Source organism: Algoriphagus mannitolivorans DSM 15301, from assembly GCF_000429425.1.
Lineage (GTDB): Bacteria > Bacteroidota > Bacteroidia > Cytophagales > Cyclobacteriaceae > Algoriphagus > Algoriphagus mannitolivorans.
Genome location: NZ_AUBV01000004.1, coordinates 344,353 through 362,338 on the forward strand (window position 1 = coordinate 344,353; position 17,986 = coordinate 362,338).

The 17,986-nt window shown below is 43.0% G+C and carries 17 protein-coding genes and 1 riboswitch; of the genes, 10 read left to right on the plus strand and 7 right to left on the minus strand.

From position 1 onward, the window contains the following. Positions 1-25: 25 nt before the first annotated feature. Positions 26-122, minus strand: a riboswitch (TPP riboswitch). A gap of 93 nt (positions 123-215) precedes the next feature. The 4 genes from G458_RS0104140 (at position 216) to G458_RS0104155 (ending at position 4,148) form a co-directional block, all read left to right on the plus strand. Further along, entirely contained in the window at positions 216-1,061 is an 846-nt protein-coding gene (locus G458_RS0104140; protein ID WP_026950790.1) for a fumarylacetoacetate hydrolase family protein, read from the plus strand. A gap of 4 nt (positions 1,062-1,065) precedes the next feature. Further along, positions 1,066-1,422 (plus strand): TfoX/Sxy family protein, encoded by a 357-nt coding sequence (locus G458_RS0104145; RefSeq protein ID WP_026950791.1) that lies wholly within the window; start codon positions 1,066-1,068, stop codon positions 1,420-1,422. Continuing rightward, entirely contained in the window at positions 1,419-1,850 is a 432-nt protein-coding gene (locus G458_RS0104150; protein ID WP_026950792.1) for a secondary thiamine-phosphate synthase enzyme YjbQ, read from the plus strand. The genes G458_RS0104145 and G458_RS0104150 overlap by 4 nt, the downstream gene beginning before the upstream one ends. Before the next feature lie 84 nt (positions 1,851-1,934). Continuing rightward, complete coding sequence (locus tag G458_RS0104155) at positions 1,935-4,148, plus strand: DUF5916 domain-containing protein (protein WP_026950793.1); 2,214 nt, start codon at positions 1,935-1,937, stop codon at positions 4,146-4,148. On the opposite strand, the gene G458_RS0104160 is transcribed toward G458_RS0104155, so the two are convergent. Both G458_RS0104160 and G458_RS0104165 read right to left on the minus strand, forming a co-directional pair. Beyond that, positions 4,149-4,574 (minus strand): hypothetical protein, encoded by a 426-nt coding sequence (locus tag G458_RS0104160; RefSeq protein WP_026950794.1) that lies wholly within the window; start codon positions 4,572-4,574, stop codon positions 4,149-4,151. Further along, positions 4,571-6,979: an alpha-L-rhamnosidase-related protein gene (locus G458_RS0104165; protein WP_051287014.1), complete on the minus strand. Its 2,409-nt coding sequence runs from the start codon at positions 6,977-6,979 to the stop codon at positions 4,571-4,573. Before G458_RS0104165 ends, G458_RS0104160 begins: the two co-directional genes overlap by 4 nt. Positions 6,980-7,150: 171 nt before the next feature. Between G458_RS0104165 and G458_RS20165 the strand changes: the two genes are divergently transcribed. Continuing rightward, positions 7,151-8,590, plus strand: coding sequence for a DASH family cryptochrome (locus G458_RS20165; RefSeq protein ID WP_035467708.1), 1,440 nt, complete (start codon positions 7,151-7,153; stop codon positions 8,588-8,590). 3 nt (positions 8,591-8,593) lie between these two features. Here the strand turns inward: G458_RS20165 and G458_RS0104180 are convergent, their stop codons facing one another. Genes G458_RS0104180 through G458_RS0104190 form a run of 3 tightly spaced genes read right to left on the minus strand, consistent with a single transcriptional unit; the run spans position 8,594 to position 11,315 of the window. Then, entirely contained in the window at positions 8,594-9,844 is a 1,251-nt protein-coding gene (locus G458_RS0104180; protein WP_026950796.1) for a serine hydrolase, read from the minus strand. Next, positions 9,828-10,886 carry an aminotransferase class I/II-fold pyridoxal phosphate-dependent enzyme gene (locus G458_RS0104185; RefSeq protein ID WP_026950797.1) on the minus strand — a complete coding sequence of 353 codons (1,059 nt, stop codon included), beginning with the start codon at positions 10,884-10,886 and terminating at the stop codon, positions 9,828-9,830. The genes G458_RS0104180 and G458_RS0104185 overlap by 17 nt, the downstream gene beginning before the upstream one ends. A gap of 6 nt (positions 10,887-10,892) precedes the next feature. Next, entirely contained in the window at positions 10,893-11,315 is a 423-nt protein-coding gene (locus tag G458_RS0104190; RefSeq protein ID WP_026950798.1) for a VOC family protein, read from the minus strand. Between the two features lie 56 nt (positions 11,316-11,371). Here G458_RS0104190 and G458_RS0104195 point away from each other — a divergent pair, with 56 nt between their 5' ends. The 5 genes from G458_RS0104195 (at position 11,372) to G458_RS0104215 (ending at position 15,130) form a co-directional block, all read left to right on the plus strand. After that, positions 11,372-12,280 carry a patatin-like phospholipase family protein gene (locus G458_RS0104195; RefSeq protein WP_026950799.1) on the plus strand — a complete coding sequence of 303 codons (909 nt, stop codon included), beginning with the start codon at positions 11,372-11,374 and terminating at the stop codon, positions 12,278-12,280. Then, positions 12,258-12,902 carry a class I SAM-dependent methyltransferase gene (locus tag G458_RS0104200; RefSeq protein WP_026950800.1) on the plus strand — a complete coding sequence of 215 codons (645 nt, stop codon included), beginning with the start codon at positions 12,258-12,260 and terminating at the stop codon, positions 12,900-12,902. Before G458_RS0104195 ends, G458_RS0104200 begins: the two co-directional genes overlap by 23 nt. Before the next feature lies 1 nt (position 12,903). After that, positions 12,904-13,506, plus strand: coding sequence for a trimeric intracellular cation channel family protein (locus G458_RS0104205; protein WP_026950801.1), 603 nt, complete (start codon positions 12,904-12,906; stop codon positions 13,504-13,506). 149 nt (positions 13,507-13,655) lie between these two features. Next, positions 13,656-14,549: a YitT family protein gene (locus G458_RS0104210; RefSeq protein WP_026950802.1), complete on the plus strand. Its 894-nt coding sequence runs from the start codon at positions 13,656-13,658 to the stop codon at positions 14,547-14,549. Continuing rightward, a complete protein-coding gene (locus G458_RS0104215) occupies positions 14,549-15,130 on the plus strand; it encodes an HD domain-containing protein (RefSeq protein ID WP_035467710.1) in 582 nt (193 codons plus the stop codon). Before G458_RS0104210 ends, G458_RS0104215 begins: the two co-directional genes overlap by 1 nt. Here G458_RS0104215 and G458_RS0104220 read toward each other — a convergent pair. Both G458_RS0104220 and G458_RS0104230 read right to left on the minus strand, forming a co-directional pair. Further along, on the minus strand, positions 15,127-16,263 hold the full coding sequence (locus G458_RS0104220; protein WP_026950804.1) for a DUF4221 family protein: 1,137 nt from the start codon (positions 16,261-16,263) through the stop codon (positions 15,127-15,129). The genes G458_RS0104215 and G458_RS0104220 overlap by 4 nt on opposite strands. A gap of 192 nt (positions 16,264-16,455) precedes the next feature. Then, a complete protein-coding gene (locus tag G458_RS0104230; RefSeq protein WP_026950805.1) occupies positions 16,456-17,826 on the minus strand; it encodes an alkaline phosphatase family protein in 1,371 nt (456 codons plus the stop codon). Between the last annotated feature and the right edge of the window lie 160 nt (positions 17,827-17,986).

Sequence of the window (17,986 nt, forward strand, 5' to 3'; positions counted from 1 at the left end):
GTACCAGATGGGACAGTTTTCTTCTTACTCTGCTTGTTCATTTCCCTTCGCCGGCATTACCCGGATCAGGTCGTATGGGTATGATCTCAGCCCGTTATGTTAAGGCACCCCTTATGATCTGAGAACAAAGGTAAGCGCGAAAAGTTTTTTTGCAATTCTTCCCCTTGAATTGATTTTCTTTAAATTCAAAACCTATTCCTCAAACCCAAAAACCTATGCGCCTCTTTAAACTCTCTTCTTCTACTCTTCTAGAAACTGAAAACGGCCTATTTCTTGGACCAGAATTAGACTGGGATCAGCTTTTAGGAAGGGAAAATCTCCCCAAATTACTTCGATCCGAATCGGCTCATTGGGAAAAAATCACACCTGAAAAAGCCGAAGAATTAAAATCAGAAGGCATATTAGCCCCCATGGGCAATCAGGAGATTTGGGCTGCCGGCGTTACTTATTACCGAAGCAGAACGGCCAGAATGGAAGAATCCCAAGATGCTGGCGGAGCCGATTTTTACGACAAGGTATATGGGGCAGAACGTCCTGAATTATTCTTCAAAGCCACCGCAAGCCGGGTATCTAATCCCGGAGAAAAAGTCAATATCCGAAAAGACTCCACCTGGGATGTCCCTGAGCCCGAGCTTACTTTGCTGATTTCTCCATCTGGAAAAGTACAGGGGTTCACCGTAGGCAATGACATGAGCAGCCGAAGTATTGAAGGTGAAAACCCGCTCTACTTGCCCCAAGCCAAAGTTTACCAAGGCTGTGCCTCCATAGGACCTTGCATTTTGATTCAGGAAGAAATGCTTCCGGACACCCATAAAATCAGTCTCGAAATCCTAAGAAATGGAAAAATCGAAGCTACAGGCGAAACAACCCTTGCGCAGATGAAGCGGAAGCCTCAGGAATTGGCTGATTGGCTGTTTCGGGCAAATACATTTCCCATCGGATGTTTTATGATGACCGGCACGGGAATAGTCCCGGATAACTTCACCCTTGAAAAAGGCGACTTGGTAAAAATCACCATTGAGGGAATTGGGACGCTCGAAAATCCCGTCAGCTTAATTTAAAACCATGGCCTTCGATTCTTATCAGTTTGATCGAATATCCCAAAACCTGAAGCAGCGAAAAGCTCCTTTCACCTTCAAGAAAATGATGGGAGGAGCCGCTTTCTTCTTGGATGAAAAAATGCTCTTGGGGCTGGATCAAGATAAGAACACCGGGGAAAACAGGCTAATGGCTCGTATCGGTGAGGAAGCTTCCCAACAAGCCCTCCTGAAACCCGGCTGTCGTCCGATGGATTTTACCGGCAGGCCGATGAAAGGATATGTGTATGTTTATCCGGAAGGGTTGGATGCCGATGAACAATTAGACTATTGGATAGGCCTATGCCTAGCCTTTAATCCTCAAGCCAAAAAGAGTAAAAAATGAGTACCCTCTTTTTTCAAAAGAACCTGAAATTACCCAGTTATCCACAAGGATATCATCTAATCACCGACCAGATCGAAAGGTCTTTTCCAGAAATTCGAGAAATCAGGGTAGGGTTTCTCCAAGTTTTTATTCAACATACGTCTGCGGGATTATGCATCAACGAGAATGCAGATCCCACGGTAAGGAAGGACTTTCAGACTTTTATCAATGAATTAATTCCTGAGAATTATCCCCGATTTGTTCACAATTACGAAGGGGAGGACGATATGCCCGCCCATCTAAAAAGTGCTTTTTTAGGATGCAGTGTGCAAATACCGATAACGGGCGGGAAATTGGCTTTGGGTATTTGGCAGGGTGTTTATCTCTGTGAATTCCGATATCAGGGTGGGCCAAGAAATCTGGTTCTCACCGCTTTTGGCAGTAAATAGGATCAAAAAAAGGTCTCCTAACCATTGATAAAATTCCGGTTTGGTTCTGAAAGGAGGGGATTACTTTTGTGGCAACGACCTTACATGAAACTTTACCGAATAACTCCGCTCTTATTGTTCTTGCTAATGTCATTTTTGGCAAAGGCACAGAATAAATCCTCGCAGAATGCATTTGCCTTTAAAGTCAAAGAGCCTATACAATTAGACGGTCTTTTAGACGAACCTTTCTGGACAGATGCTGAAGGCTGGAATGGAAGTTTTATGCAGTATTTTCCATCCGACACCTCCCGGGCTGACATGGACACCCGGGTGAAAATCGGTTTTGACGAAAACAACCTTTATATCGCTGCCATTATGGAAAATAATGGCCCAAGAAAATATGTATCCACGTCTCTGCGTCGAGACTACCGAGGCGAGCAAAATGACGGGATCAGTTTTGTGTTTGACACTTTTAATGATAAAACCAATGCGTTTCAGTTTGGCGTAAACCCGTATGGAGTTCAGCGAGAAGCATTACTTGCTAATGGTGGCACCCGATCTGAGGATTTGAATTTGGCTTGGGATAACAAGTGGTATGCAGAGGCAAAAATCCTGGAAAATCAATGGCAAGTGGAGGTGATTATTCCTTTGTCCACTTTGCGGTTTAATGAAGGGGCTCAAAACTGGAATGTGAATTTTTATAGAATTGACAGCCATAAGGGCGAAAGGTCAACTTGGGCACCAATTCCCAGAAACTTTCCCATTATCAGTACTGCCTTCTTGCAAAAACTGATTTTTGAAGAACCCCTGAAGAAAAATTCAGCCAATATTTCTTTAATCCCATACACCGCTGCCGGCACTTCAAAAAATTTCCTGGAAGGCACTCAAGAGCCTTTGTCTCCATCTTTTGGTGGTGATGCAAAAGTGGGAATCGGACCTGCCATGAACTTGGACTTGACATTCAATCCTGATTTTTCTCAGGTAGAAGTCGATCAGCAAGTGACCAATCTGGACAGATTTGAAATTTTCTTCCCAGAACGACGACAGTTCTTCCTTGAAAACGGAGACTTGTTCGAAAGCTTTGGCCATCCTCGGGCCAGACCTTTCTTTTCCAGAAGAATCGGTGTGGATATCGACTCGGCCACTGGGCAAAATGTCCAGAGTAAAATTCTCTACGGTGCCAGGGTCAGCGGTAAAATCAATGAAAACTGGAGAATAGGCGCCATGAATATGCAAACCGCAACGGATGAAAGCGCCGGAGTGGTAGGCAAGAATTTCAGCGTATTTGCCTTGCAAAAAAAGGTCTTTACGCGCTCCAATGTCGGATTGATTTTCGTGGACCGGGAGTCTTTGGCCTTGGATGAATATCGCCAGGTATTTAATCCCACGGCTTACAACAGACTTTTGGGAGCAGACTATAACCTCAACTCGGCCGATGGAAAGTGGACCGGGAAAGCCTTTTATCACCGCACTTTCGAATATGAGAAAAAGGAATCTCCTTATGCTTTGAATGCCTATATCCTTTTTTCTGACATTCATTGGAGATGGAGCTTCAGCTTCCAGGATATCGGGCCGGATTTTAACCCGGTGGTTGGGTTTGTGCCAAGGGTAAATTATAGAAGAATTAATCCGGACGTGGCTTATCTCTTTTATCCGAACTCCAAAACCATCAATCGTCATGGTCCAAAATTGGAGCTCGAGCGTTTTTGGAATGACGAAATCGGACAAACCGACAGGGATATCAATTTTGGATATTTGGTGAGATTCAATTCTCTTTCAGAGCTGGAAATCACCCAAAAGAACCGATATATCTATTTGTTCAGAAATTTTGACCCTACGAGAACGGGTGGAGAGCAGTTGTTGGCGGGTACAGATTATTCGAATCAGACGGTACAAATCCAATACAAAAGCAACCCCAGAAACACTTTCAACATCGATCTGGATTTTGAGGCCGGAGAATATTACACCGGAAATTTTGCAAGGTTGACCAGCCAGATGGGCGTCCGGATGGGCTATATCGCCAATATTTCCATGAACTTTAATTATGCCAGAATCCGACTTCCAGAGCCACAGAAAGATGCAGATTTGGTTTTGGTAGGGCCAAGAATTGATCTGACTGTCTCGAAGAAAATCTTCTGGACCACCTTCATCCAATACAACAACCAAATTGATAACCTAAATATCAACACCAGATTGCAGTGGAGATATGCACCGGTGTCGGATTTCTTCCTAGTCTATACGGATAATTACTTCCCGGGAGATTTTATGCCCAAGCAAAGAAGCTTGGTGCTGAAGCTGAATTATTGGTTGAATTTGTAATTAATTAGCCTTCAAATACTCCTCCAGCAAGCTCTGGTCTTTTTTACTCATGTCCCTAATTCTTCGGCTTCCGGAACAATATCCTGTGGAAAACCAAGAAAATCCAGGAATAGTGTCTGCAATGACCAAATATTCATTCTTTGGATGAAAATCAACTGTGCATGGTCCCATAAATACATACCCTATTTCAACTTTGGCTTCAACCAAATCTCCAAGGAATACTTCATTGACTTTAAATATTGCAATTCTTCGATATCCTAAATCCTGGAAATTTTCAGTTCTTTTTTCAAGAACTTCTCCTCTAAAAACCAAACCAGACTTCGCCAATTGAGAAATTTCAAGGTCAGCTTTATCATCACAAGAACATTCCGTTTCCTGATTCGGAAAATTTAAAATCACAAAAATTAAAAAAAACAAAATGTTCATATTTTTCGACTAGCTTCTATCCGAACTTTTTTTCCAGTCATTAAGATCCTTCTAAATCCATTCTGAGTATCCGAACTGACCTCTTTACCCAGAACTTTTACTTGAGAAAACTCCTCCGGAAATTCAATGGAAAGCCCCCATTTGGCTTGGGTTTGTTCTACCTCTATGATCCTTTGGCCTGACTTATCCACATAGCTTATGCTGATTTCATTTTCTCCAACCCTTACTTTTTGAATACTCGCCTCCTCCCATTTAGTAGGCATTTGCGGGCGAATGTGGATAACTTTATTTCCCGCATCAGGCTGAATTCCAAAAAACTGCATGACTATCGGCACCGCAAAGCTATACATATTCCAGGCCTGAGTGAACATGCCGTAATCAGGAGAGACCTCGTACATGGAACCTGGCAATGCAAAACCAAAGCTTTTGGTCATTCTTTGCAGGTAATCCAAAGCTCCATCAGGGTTTCCATACTTGTTTTCTCCTATTGCTGCAACTCCAGTTGGCAAGGTCATCACCGCTCCGGTGTAGGAAAACACCTTGCTTCCGGAAAAAGACCCGTCTTCCCGCTCAGCACTGGCATCCCGATCAATTCCTGTCACAAACATTCCAAAAGGATTGGTATATTTTCTGGCGGTGGATAAGGCCTTTTTTGCTTTTTCGGGATCGGCGATTCCTGTTTCCATGGGTGTGTTCACCACCCAATTATGATGGACTACAAAACCTCTTTTTTCTTGCTTGGGAAATGTGGATAACTTGGTTTTAGTGGCCTTCAATTCTTCTACGGCCCACGGCTTATTCAGGGTATCTGCCCTAACCATAGCATCTTCAATTAAATGAATCGCCTCTTCAGCTGTGCCTATAAAATCCGCATAACTCCCAAATTCCTCCACCCAGAAATCGGCATTGATCTTTTGGGCCAATTGATCCGCAGTATGTTGATAACTTTTTGAAAGTTGCGTTTTTCCGAGTATTTCGGCCATTTTAGCCGCATCCCTAAAGGCTTTTTGGGTATAAACGGCTACATCAATCATTTCCGATTTCAACCCATGGATTTCCATCATGCCATAGCCATCAGGAAGTAGATTTCCGTCTTTATCGTTTTCCTCCATCAGCCACTTTAGCCCTTTTTCAATGGAAGGGAAATACTTTTCAAGGAGATCACGATCTCCGGTCCATCGATAGACTTCCCAGACGGTGGAAGCCCATTGGGGAGTTTCATTGATATTGCCTGGATTAAATACAACCCCATTGGTGCTCACCTCATGGACTATTCGACCGTTGCCATTTTCTTTTTCCGAGAGATTGTGGATAAGTTCCAAGGCATCATACACCAAATCTTTCCTTCCCGTTGCTATTAAGCCTTGAACCGTATATTCGGTGTCCACACCAAACCACCAGGGATAATCCTGTAAGCCCGCTCCAAACCCTCTGCCGATTCCAGGCACCTCCCGAACGAGCCAGTCTGTATTGTACTTGATCCATTGGAAGGTTTGTTGTAGGTCCTTATCCGGGATCTGTATCTCAGAAAGCTGAGCGAAAGACTCAAAACGCTGCTTTTTAGCAAACCAATCCTGAGATAGATTTTTCCTTAAATCAACCAAAGTCTGGGAAGCTTTGAGCTCACTTTCGGTAGATCCGGCAATATAGATTGGAATGATTTTTTCAGACCCTGCCGGCAAAATTACCTCCAAGGTAAAGCCTGCTGAAGCTCCATTCCCTTTTGGGGAATACATACACGTAGCTTCTTCAGGAGAAATCGAAACTCCCTCTGCTGTGCCCCAAACCGTAAACCAAGGGTTACCTTGGTCCTTGGCAGTGAAGGTTTGAGTGACTTCATCAAAAGCGATCACATCCGCTTGATCCACCATTCCGCTTCGTTCACCCAACCACACCGGACTTAAATCTACGAAGGCATTGAACTGAAATTGAATGGTTTTTTCGGACTTATCCACATTTTTGATCCGATACAAAACCGTCATTCCTTCTCTTCCATCCGGAACAAATTGTAAGCGATCGACTTCCACTCCCGATCCTTGGGGTTTAAACTGAAGGAGGTTTGAAAAAGGATAATTGGTGAAGGACTCCGCCTGATCCAAACAGTGAACTTTCCCTTCCAGACTCAACGAAGCCGTAAAACCATCCATCAATTTGATCGGATGTAGCCAAATTCCTCCCATTTCCCCTTCGACATGCCAACCCATATCAGGAAATGTCCCGTTTTGATGACCAATCAAATACACGCGATCTCCAGCGGCTACAAATGGTGAGGCTAAATACTCCGCCTTTCCTTTTAGGCCTTCTTGATTACTCAGATCCTCAAAAATGGCAAGCTCAGGACTGACTTGGTGGTAACAGGCAAAAAACAGTAAGGAGAACAGAAGAGGGGATATTCTTTGAATCATGCCAAATGTATTTTTCTTGAAATTAAAGCTTGGGATTTTAAAAGCATGACTCAGAAGAAGAAAAGTATTTGTTCCTCGACAGGAAAACGATTTCCTTTTGAAATGCTCTTTTCAGAAAAACAATTTGCGGAGGTTTTCAAACACTTTTCTTGAACAGCCTGTTGGGCAGACATGAAGTTCAGCAGAATTGCAGTATGGTTTCGTAATGATCTAAGGCTCCATGATCATGAAGCTTTGAGCAAAGCTATTCAGCAAGGGGAGGAGATTATTCCTGTAGTATGCGTAGATCCGAGGATGTTTTTCCAGACGGATTTAGGGTTTCCTAAAACCGGAGCGATCCGTGCGAAATTCCTCATGGAAGCCATTCAGAATCTTCGAGATTCTCTGAGAAAAATCGGTGGGGACCTTATTATCCTAAATGGAAAGCCTGAAGAAGCCCTGAAAGATTTTGCTGTACAGTATCAGATAAAAGCGGTCTTCTTTTCTAAGGAAGTAACCTCTGAAGAAAGAAGTGTGGAAAAGTCTTTGGAAAAGGCGCTTTTTTCTCAGGGAATAGCCTGCGAAAGTTTCTGGCAGAGCACCTTATTTCATTTGGAGGACTTGCCTTTTCCTGTCAAGCAGGTTCCGGAGGTTTTCACCCAATTCAGAAAAGAACTTGAAAAGTCTTCCCCAATCAGGGAGCTTATACCAAGCCCGAATACGATCAATTTCCCAAAAGATGAATTCCTCACTTCATCAGGGGAAATCCCAAATATCAAATCTTATGGACTGGATGAACCCAAGCAGGATGAGAAGTCGTGGTTGGAGATTAAAGGTGGTGAGTCATCTGCGCTAGGGCGACTCCAGTCCTATTTTTGGGAAAGAGATCTCCTGAAGATTTACAAAAAAACCCGAAATGGGCTGATTGGGATGGACTATAGCTCCAAATTCTCCCCTTGGCTGGCTTTGGGGTGTATTTCTCCCAGGAAAATATACTACGAAGTAAAGCGATACGAGAAAGACCGGAAAAAGAATGATAGCACCTACTGGTTGATTTTTGAGCTGATTTGGAGGGATTATTTCAGATTTATTTCCAAAAAACATGGAGATAAAATCTTTCATATAGAAGGCATCCGACATCAAAAGGACTCCTGGAGAAGGGATACAGATCTCTTTCATAGCTGGATAGAAGGGAAAACAGGAGTTCCTTTTGTGGATGCCAATATGCGGGAATTGAAAAGCACGGGCTTTATGTCCAATCGAGGCCGTCAAAATGTGGCCAGTTTCCTGGTCAATGATTTAGGAATTGATTGGACATGGGGAGCGAGCTATTTTGAAAGCCAACTGATCGACTATGATGTCTGCTCCAATTGGGGCAATTGGATGTATGTGGCCGGAGTGGGCAACGATCCAAGGGAAAGCCGGTACTTCAATATTCTCCGTCAAGGTAAAAACTACGATCCCAACGGAGATTTTGTAAGGCTTTGGATTCCAGAATTAAAGAATTTACAAGGCTTTGATATTCATCAACCTTGGGACTTATCCACAGCCCATCTCAAGAACTTAAAGATTCAACTGGGCCACACTTATCCACACCCAATTGTTGATTCTGTTCACCGACTTTCGTATTGATTCTCAGTAAGAAAATTTGAGTGAGGAGAAATCAGGGTCTATCTGCTTTTTCCTCCTTAACTCGATTTGATAAAGATATTCTCCGAGTTCTGCGAAGAAAGGCAGTCCCAATTCCTGATACTCGTATTTGTCATCGTTTAGGATTTCATCTTCATTGGCATATACAACGGCTGAAACCAAAAATTCTACTTTGTTTTCAAAATCCACAAAATAGGTCCCGTCAATCAAGTATCCATAAGACCAACCCGTCTTATTGAAAATCCGAAAATTGGAAGGAATCGAATCTTTACCTGCTCCGAATTTGAAGAACTTAGAATATCCATCATAGTATTCCTCGGAATCATAGCTTGGAAACTTGCTTTCTCGGGGAAGCATGCTCATGTGTTTGAGGACAAAGTTTCGATGATCCTCCGAAATATGGAATTGCTCTGATTCAAAGAAAGCCGAAGGAAATACGATTCTCTTGACTACACCATGCAGGTCTGAAAGGGCAAATTTATTCTTGAATGAAAAATCCATTGGCCCGTCAACCAAACTATCACCGCTATAATAAGCCTTTCCTATTTTAGGAAGGCCGGGCACGACATAGACACTATCCGAATGCCTTCCTGGTAGTTCCAATAAGGATTTTCCAGACTTATCCACAAATCTGACTGGGTTGAAATATCGGTTTTCCTCAGGGGATATGGGAAAGCTAAGTCTCTGAGTGATCACGGTATGATTCAAGCCTTTTTCCCGAAGCTTCCGGTTGATATAATCCATCCCCATCAGCTCGTAAAGCCGATTGGAGGCATCGTTGTCTGAGACCAGCAAAATCTTTTTAATGTAATGCCCAATGCTGGGTAAGCCGTTTTCAGCCGACTTATCCACATAGGCCGGGATTTGAGAGGGCCTCACCGAGTCAATCCGCATCGGTGTATCCAAATCAAGACCCTCGATGCCCTGTTCTTCCAACCATTCCAGGGCCAAAAGAGCTATGGGCAATTTCACGGTAGAGGCTGGATAGAAATAATGCTCATCGTCAAGCCTGAAATAAAAATCCGTAAAAAGAGGATTCCCGTGCTCGTTGCGGTCAATCCGGGTATAGATAATCTGCACCTGATATTTCTCAGGCTCTGAAAGCACTTTCTTCAGCACAGGAAATTGCTCCAATCCATCTTGAAACGGGACTTGGGCTTTCTCTTGGCAGGAACTTATCCACATCAAAAGAACCGAAAAGCCGAGGATAAGTCTATTCTTACTGAATAATTTCATGTAGAGCAGCTGTTAAGTCAAACAAATCTTGGTTGGTGTGGAACCCAGAAAGAACGATCCGGTAAATTTTCGGACTACTGGGTTCAGGATAAGGAAAAGAGGAAGTAATAAAGCCTTTTGCCTCCAATTTTTCAGCCCAAGTAGATTCTTGGTAGATAAAAACCGGAAATTCCGGGTTCCCATGAATTGTGGATAAGTCTCGTATTTGATCATGAAAGGTTGCCGAAAGCTCCTTAATTTTCCTGTGCTGCTCTTGGTATATGGTATGCGCATCCCAAAACGTCTGGAGATTAGCAGGTGAACCTGGGGAGGCACCGATAAACATCGCTTTGGATTTTATTTCCTCGACATCTTTTTTCTTCCCTAGAATAATCCCTGCGGGCATGGCCAAACCTTTCCCCAAACTACCGGAGATCATAAGGTTGACCGAAGGATCAAGGTGAGTTCCATAGGTTCCAAACAAGCCTTCTCCTATAACTCCAAAAGCATGACTATCGTCAATGAGCAAGAATACTTCATGTTTTTTGGCAATTTCACTTACCCAGGAATAATCGTGGATTGCTGAACTCAAAGGATCTACTGCATTTCCAAGAATGAGAATTTTTTGCGGAGTAAGGCTAGAAGAAAGCTCCAAACACTGATTTTTCCATTGCATAAAATTCAATTGGAAATCAGGCTTTATTTTTTCTGGTAGGATCGCAGGATGAGTATCAGGAGCAATCCAACAGGTCTCAACTTGAGGAAATAAATGCTGCCAAGCGGAGATACCAGCTAGGTAACCAGAGCTTACCACGGCAGCAGCCTCAGCTTTGGCCCCCTGTGCAAACCTCTCTTCAAACTCCTCAAAAACATCCAGCCTAACAGTGTTTACCCGACTCAAACCATGATTAAAGCCCCATTTTCGGATATTTTCGAGAAGCAAAGCCTCATATTCCGGCACCTGGTCAATTCCCAGATAAGAAGTGCCTGTAAAATACAGGTAGTCTTTACCTTCATAGGAGATTTTTCTTCCTATCCTTCCTTGGAGCTTATAGGTCTTCAAAACAGCTTATTTGGCAAATATCTGCGAAGGATCTTGAAATGACTTGAACTCCAAAGCGTTTCCGCAAGGATCCAGAAAAAACATCGTCGCTTGTTCTCCAACTTCGCCTTTGAATCGGATATAAGGCTCAATTACAAAATTGATTCCGTGTGCCTTCAGCTTGTCGGCGAGCTGATGCCACTCATCCCAACCCAGAATAGCCCCAAAATGGCGTACAGGAACATTTTTTCCGTCCACCTCGTTGGTTTTTGCGTTTGCAAGTTCTTCAGGTTTGATATGGGCAGAAAGCTGATGCCCGAAAAAGTTGAAGTCTATCCACTTGTCGGTGCTTCGGCCGATTTCGCAGCCCAGGAGATTCCCGTAAAACTCTCGGGTTTCTTCGATATCCCGGATCGGGAATGCCAGATGAAAGGGTTTAAATTCGCTCATAATGGTTAATTTCGGTTCAATTTTGGTGAATAAAGGTGATTTTTCCAGCTAAAGATATGTCAAAAAAGAAAAAAGTTTCATTGGTTTTGAGCAGTGGTGGAGCGAGGGGATTAGCGCATGTAGGAGTGATCGAGGAGTTGGAAAGTAGAGGATACCAAATTCAGGAAATTGCCGGCTGTTCGGCTGGGGCCTTGGTCGGAGGAATGTACGCCAGTGGAAAAATGCAGGAGTTTAAGGACTGGATTTGCAACCTGGACCGGATAGACGTATTCTCCTTGATGGACTTTACCTTTTCAAGCCGGGGATTTATCAAAGGGGAAAAAGTTTACAAGGCCCTGAAAAATGTAGTCCCTGACTGTGATATTGAGGAATTGTCCATTCCTTTTTCCTGCAATGCGGTGGATTACAAAACCGGCAAAGAATACATTTTCAAAAAAGGTAAACTCTATTCAGCCATTCGGGCTTCAGGAAGTATTCCTTCCGTCTTTCAGCCCGCAAGATACCTAGAGCGGGAGTTTATCGATGGAGGAGTAGTCAATCCAGTTCCAATTTCACTCTTGGAAAATCACGGAGACACGCTCTTGATCGTGGTGGACGTCAATGCCCCTGAGGATCACTTTATGCCCCCTCCCAAAAACGACCAAGAAGGCAATAAATACATCCGGGTACCGGGTTGGCTCAAGGATTTCAGAAGCAAAATGAGTCAGTTTTTTCCAGAGGAAAAGGAAGAAAAGACCAAATCCTATTCTTCTATTGATCTGATTACAAGATCCTTTGATTTGCTTCAATTTCGCTTTTGTGAATTGCTGGAAGAAAAATACCCTGTGGACATCAGCATAAAAATCTCCCGAAAACAGGCCAGTACCCTAGAATTTCACCGGTCTGCGGAAATGATTGAAATTGGCAGACAAAAAGCGATTGAAGCCCTCAACCGATTTGAAAATGGAAATTCAGGAACTGAATAGGCTATTAGGAAATGTGGATATCTACCTTTTGGACCAGATACTCAAAGGCAGATTTTCCAAGGAAATGAAAATCTTGGATGCTGGATGTGGGGAAGGGAGAAACGCTGCCTATTTCATTCAAAAGGGATATCAGATTTTTGGTATAGACCCGAATGAAATTGCCATTCAATACTGCAGGTATTTGGCCAAAAGCCTTAATTCAGGATTTGACGTACATCGCTTTCAGGAAGGTAAGCTTGAGGAAATTCCTTTCCATTCAGAGGCATTTGATGCCTTGATCTGCTCTGCCGTGCTTCATTTTGCCGAAAATGTGGATAACTTTTGGCAAATGGTCCAAGAAATCCATCGGGTTCTCAAACCCGGTGGTGTTTTTTGGTTTAGGATGTGCACGGCTTTCGGAGGAATCAATTCTCAGATGGAAACTCTCGGAAATGGAAGATTCCACCTTCCTGATGGTTCGGAGAGATTTGTCTTTCTTCCAGAGTATGCGAATAAATTGGAAGAAATTGGCTTTAGGTTTTTGGAAAGCCCCAAAACTGTCTTGGTTTTGAATCAAAGGGAAATGGGAGTATTCCTGATGGAAAAACACCCAAAAGAAAATTTATCCACAGAAAAAGCATAAGATGGAGTTACAGTATGCCTTAGAATTAATCGGAACCTTTGTCTTCGCAATCTCGGGAGCTTTGGCGGTTCGGGAAAAAGAACACGATCTGTTTGGTGCTGGGTTTACTGGATTCATTACGGCCATTGGGGGAGGAACTCTCCGGGATATTCTACTGGATAGCTATCCCTTGGTGTGGATTGGGGACATCCATTTTCTTTATGCGATTCTTTTGGGGATTCTTGCGGCATTCCTTTTTCCTCATTTACTGAGCCGCCTTCGAAAGACTTTCTTTTTGTTTGATACCCTTGGTATTGGTTTTTTCACCGTATTGGGAGTGGAAAAAGCCCTAAATCTGGGAGTGAGGGTCGAAATAGCGGCAATTATGGGAATGTTCTCCGCAGTGATGGGAGGAGTAATCCGTGATACTCTGACCAATGAGATCCCGATTCTTTTCCGGAAGGAAATCTATGCTTCTGCCTGCTTGGTGGGTGCGGTTGCCTATTTGGTGCTGGATTATTTGGGCCTCGAACGAAATTACAATCTGCTACTTTCGATGAGCATTATTATTTCGATCCGCCTAATCGCTATGAAATACAAGCTCAGTTTGCCAAGACTGGATTGAGCTGATTTTGGCTTGTTATTTTTATGATTGCATGATTTTTAATACTTTAACCTAATTAATAAAGTGATCTTTTTTTGGGTTTTCCGTGATTTTATGATGACATTCGGTTTTAACAATCCCCTTAATCTTAATTTTTCCCTCTTCAATAAATGAGTCATAAAAAAGATCCAGTCAATTGGAAAGCAGTATTTAATCCAATTTCACTGTTCTCAATAATGGTTGGAGTTTTGTGTGCTTCCATTGCTTTGGAAGCGTTTATGCTTCCCAATAAGTTTTTGGATGGAGGGGTCACAGGTATTGCCATTATTGTCAATCTGAAGTATGACGTGGATCTTAATTTGCTTCTGGTATTGATCAATTTTCCGTTTTTGGCCATTGCCTGGAAAAAAATCGGCAAGACCTTCACCGTTCAATCTGCTCTGTCCATTTTCCTGTTAACTCTAGTTCTCCACTTCCTGGAAATCCCGACGGTCACAGAGGACAAGGTGCTGATCGCTGTTTTTGGTGGGGCTTTGATGGGAGTGGGAATAGGCCTTATTATTCGTGGCGGAGGGCTAATTGATGGTTTTGAGGTAATTACGGCCTACTTTCAACGGAACTCTGCCCTGTCTGCCAGTGAGATTACCATTTTCTTAAATTCACTGATCATGCTATTTGCGGCATGGTTTTTCGGGATAGAAGCTGCGATGTATTCTATTTTGACCTATTTCACCGCGATCAAGATGACAGATTACGTGGTAGAAGGTTTTGAGGAATACACGGCATTGACCATAATTTCCAAAGAGGATGAAAAGGTAAAAGAACTTATTGTGAAAGAATTCGGAAAAGCCATCTCTGTCTACAAGGGGGAAAGAGGCTATCTTCCAGAGACTTTCCATATCCATCATCCCTGCGATATAATTATGACCGTGGTGACCCGATTGGAAGTCCATCGGATCAAATTAGCAATTCAACTTATAGACCCAAAAGCCTTCTTCTATGTCCAAACAATCAAGGAAGTCAAAGGGGGAATTATCAAACAAATCGGAAGCAAGCACAACTGATGGATTTTGAAGACATTCGACATACTGTTTATCAGGATATTTTGGGAAAACTCCCCTCTTATCTGACTTATCATAACCTCGATCATACCAAGTATGTCTTGGATCGGGCTATTTTTCTGGCCATTGAATCAGATGTCAGTGCCAAGGACCTTGAGCTATTGAAGCTAGCAGCCTTGTTCCATGACACGGGCTTTATCGATAATCCCAAAGATCATGAAGAAAAAGGCTGTAGAATTGCCGAAGGCTATTTAGCTAATGAGTACTCTCTGGAGGACCGGGAGAAAATTTATGGGATGATCATGGCTACTAAGATCCCCCAAAGCCCAAACAACTATTTGGAAAAAATCCTCGCAGATGCCGACTTGGAATACCTAGGTACAGACCATTTTGAGGAAATCGGCCGCACACTTTACCAAGAACTCAAGCACTTCAACCCTACTTTTTCAGAAAGAGCCTGGGATGAACTACAGCTGGTGTTTTTGGAAAAGCACCATTACCACACAGAATATTGTCGCATCCACCGCGAACCCAAAAAGCAGGAAAACCTATTGACGGTAAAGAAAAGATTGGGCTTGGCTTAGTTTGAAAATTCGGGCTTCAACCTGACAAAATAAACTTCATCATCCTGATTGAGGTAAGTATAGATGGTTCCATTGCTTACAAAAGTTTTGGAAGGCACCTTGAATCCCTCAGGCAAGAGCAATTCACCCAATTGTTCAAAATCTTCCGAAAAGACAGTCAAAACGGATTTTTTCGAAGAACTTTCCTCGGTAGTAAACCTCCAATAAACTTTGTTTTTTGAGTCATAAAGCAAATTTCGATAGCGAACCTCCTTCTGTTTCTCTTTCAGCAATTCTCTAAACTTTTCCTCAGAATCCACACTTTCCGGGAAATTCAAGCTTGAACGCTGAGGGGTAAACTGGCTTTGATAAGTTTTAGTGGAAATAGAATCTGTCTTCAGATTCAGGAAATGGACTTTGTTTTCAGCACCCACCGAGAAAATCAAGGAATCACCTTTGACCAGGAGGTTTGATGGAGAAAAAACAGCATTCATCGGGCGGCCCTCATACAACTGGGTAATCTGATGTTTTTTCCAGGAACTTAGCCACTCTATCGGAATGATTTTAGAAGTTTGGGATTCAAAATCAATGCTGATTACCCCTTCTTTTGGATCGTCCATGTTAGGTCCACCATAGAAGGCAAGCAATTTTTTTCCATCCTGCGAAAAGGCTTGATCCAGCCAGATCCGACGTCCTTCCGGTAGAGATTTAACGATGAATTCGTCTTTATCCATTCTAAAACTGGAGACTCTTCGGAATTGCTTATCAAAAGCAGAAATCTGATATCCATCACTTAAAATCAGATTACCCTCTTTGGTAAGCAGCACTTTGGACATGTAGGCACTTCCAACGCCATCAGGCCCCTCCAATTCCATCGGTATAATTTTCTCCAATTTCAACTCTTCCAAACTGATGATTTCAAGCGAAATGGGCTCGTTTCGGTTAAAATTGTAAAGGTATTTTCCGTCTGCCGATTCCCCGGAAGATGCCAAGTTCCAGCCTACAAACAGCAAGTCTTCTGCTGCATCAATTTTCACGGTATCCATAGAGACCGAAAAATCAAAAGACCCAGAAGAAGTCTCTGTGGTAGATCCAGAATCGCATCCGGCGATCCCTGCAGAAATCAGAACAAAAGCTAGAATTAATTTTTTCATTTCATTAGGATTTAAAATTTAAAATCGATCACCGCAAAACCCAATTCGTCGTCCACATTGACAAAGGACCAAAGCTTGCCTTCAATTGAAAAAATCACTGGGGCAAAAAGAAACAAATACAGCTTTCTCATAGAAAATAATTTTTCTACTAAGAAAACGATTGTCAACTAAAAAACAATACTGGAGATTTATTTAACCTCGTACAGCTTTCAGAATCACGTCAAACACGGAGGTTGGAGCGAGTGTATCTGCAGAATTAAGGCTTTGATCACAGACAAAAATTGGCTTATCCAGATCTGATTCCGGAATTCTACCATGCGCCCCCTTTACCAAGGTCGCATCCAAGGGAATCACATCCATCAGGTAACGGAACCCTAGCTTTTTCTTCAGCACCTTAGAACCGATTTTCAGGATCGGAATCTTAATCGCGGGATCGAGAACCAACTCGACCGGATCGTACCCGGGTTTGCGATGGATATCCACGCAGCGCGCATAGTCAGGCGCTTTGGCATCGTCCAGCCAGAAATAGTAAGTAAACCAGGAATCTTTATCGGCAATTACCACCAAATCCCCTGAACGGGAATGGTTGATATGGTAGTCATTTTTGCCTTGGGCATCCAGCACTTTTTCCACACCGGGAGTCTTTTCGAGTATTGCTTTGACCTCGGCAAGTTTGGAAGGATCATTAACGTGAACATGGGCGACTTGATGATCAGCTACCGCAAAAACAGCCGAGGTGCCGGCGTCTAAGGTTTCCAATCCTAATTCGTCTTTCACTTGAATCCAGCCTTTTTCCCGAAAAATCCGGTTGAGATGAACCGGCTTGCTCACAGAGGTGATCCCGTATTCCGAAAGCAAAAGCACTTGAACCCCGCGATTTTCAAAAAAGGTAATCAGATCTTTGGCCAAGCCGTCCACTTCCCGGAGATCTTTGGAGATTTTGGAAAAATCGATGCCGTACTTCTGCAAGTTGTAATCCAGATGCGGAATGTAGATCAGGTTCAATGTTGGCTGATACCATTCCTCCACCTTTTTGGCCGCCTCGGCAATCCATCTACTGGACTCAATGGTAGTATTTGGTCCCCAAAAGGTGAAGAGGGGAAACTGTCCCAGCTCTGCCTGTAGGCGATCACGCAACTCCATGGGTTGGGTATGACAATCTGGAAGCTTGCGTCCATCAGCAGGATAAAGTGGCCGTGGGGTTACTGCATAATCTGCTGTGGAATACATGTTGTACCACCAAAACAGATTCGCAACCGTAAAGTCCGGATTCTCCTTTTTGAGAACATCCCAAACTTTCTCAGCCTGAACCAATTTGTTGGATTGTCTCCAAAATTTGATTTCACACTCGTCCTGAAAATACCAACCGTTGCCCACGATGCCATTTTCTGATGGCCATTTTCCGGTCAGGTAAACCGATTGAGCAGAGCAAGTAACTGCCGGTAACACCGGTTCCACGATAGCCTTTTGCTTGGACTCAATCCACTTTTTCAAAAATGGGGTATGCTCTCCGATCACTCGTGGAGACAAGGCAACTATATCTAGAACGACAGTTTTTTTCATAATTTTTAAATCATTTGGTCATCCCAAATTCAGTAATTCTCATAATTACGATTTTTGATTTACGATCTCCGACCTGAAAACGAACTTCAGCACTTACCTTCAAAAAGGTTTGGCTTCGACAAAAAGTTTAAAACCCTTCTGCCCCTCGTAAATCGTAAAT

What these genes read in the sequence shown, in the direction of transcription:
- G458_RS0104140 (WP_026950790.1), top strand. Translation starts at nt 216, where the DNA reads ATGCGCCTCTTTAAACTCTCTTCTTCTACTCTTCTAGAAACTGAAAAC.
- G458_RS0104145 (WP_026950791.1), top strand. Translation starts at nt 1,066, where the DNA reads ATGGCCTTCGATTCTTATCAGTTTGATCGAATATCCCAAAACCTGAAG.
- G458_RS0104150 (WP_026950792.1), top strand. Translation starts at nt 1,419, where the DNA reads ATGAGTACCCTCTTTTTTCAAAAGAACCTGAAATTACCCAGTTATCCA.
- G458_RS0104155 (WP_026950793.1), top strand. Translation starts at nt 1,935, where the DNA reads ATGAAACTTTACCGAATAACTCCGCTCTTATTGTTCTTGCTAATGTCA.
- G458_RS0104160 (WP_026950794.1), bottom strand. Translation starts at nt 4,574, where the DNA reads ATGAACATTTTGTTTTTTTTAATTTTTGTGATTTTAAATTTTCCGAAT.
- G458_RS0104165 (WP_051287014.1), bottom strand. Translation starts at nt 6,979, where the DNA reads ATGATTCAAAGAATATCCCCTCTTCTGTTCTCCTTACTGTTTTTTGCC.
- G458_RS20165 (WP_035467708.1), top strand. Translation starts at nt 7,151, where the DNA reads ATGAAGTTCAGCAGAATTGCAGTATGGTTTCGTAATGATCTAAGGCTC.
- G458_RS0104180 (WP_026950796.1), bottom strand. Translation starts at nt 9,844, where the DNA reads ATGAAATTATTCAGTAAGAATAGACTTATCCTCGGCTTTTCGGTTCTT.
- G458_RS0104190 (WP_026950798.1), bottom strand. Translation starts at nt 11,315, where the DNA reads ATGAGCGAATTTAAACCCTTTCATCTGGCATTCCCGATCCGGGATATC.
- G458_RS0104195 (WP_026950799.1), top strand. Translation starts at nt 11,372, where the DNA reads ATGTCAAAAAAGAAAAAAGTTTCATTGGTTTTGAGCAGTGGTGGAGCG.
- G458_RS0104200 (WP_026950800.1), top strand. Translation starts at nt 12,258, where the DNA reads ATGGAAATTCAGGAACTGAATAGGCTATTAGGAAATGTGGATATCTAC.
- G458_RS0104205 (WP_026950801.1), top strand. Translation starts at nt 12,904, where the DNA reads ATGGAGTTACAGTATGCCTTAGAATTAATCGGAACCTTTGTCTTCGCA.
- G458_RS0104210 (WP_026950802.1), top strand. Translation starts at nt 13,656, where the DNA reads ATGAGTCATAAAAAAGATCCAGTCAATTGGAAAGCAGTATTTAATCCA.
- G458_RS0104215 (WP_035467710.1), top strand. Translation starts at nt 14,549, where the DNA reads ATGGATTTTGAAGACATTCGACATACTGTTTATCAGGATATTTTGGGA.
- G458_RS0104220 (WP_026950804.1), bottom strand. Translation starts at nt 16,263, where the DNA reads ATGAAAAAATTAATTCTAGCTTTTGTTCTGATTTCTGCAGGGATCGCC.
- G458_RS0104230 (WP_026950805.1), bottom strand. Translation starts at nt 17,826, where the DNA reads ATGAAAAAAACTGTCGTTCTAGATATAGTTGCCTTGTCTCCACGAGTG.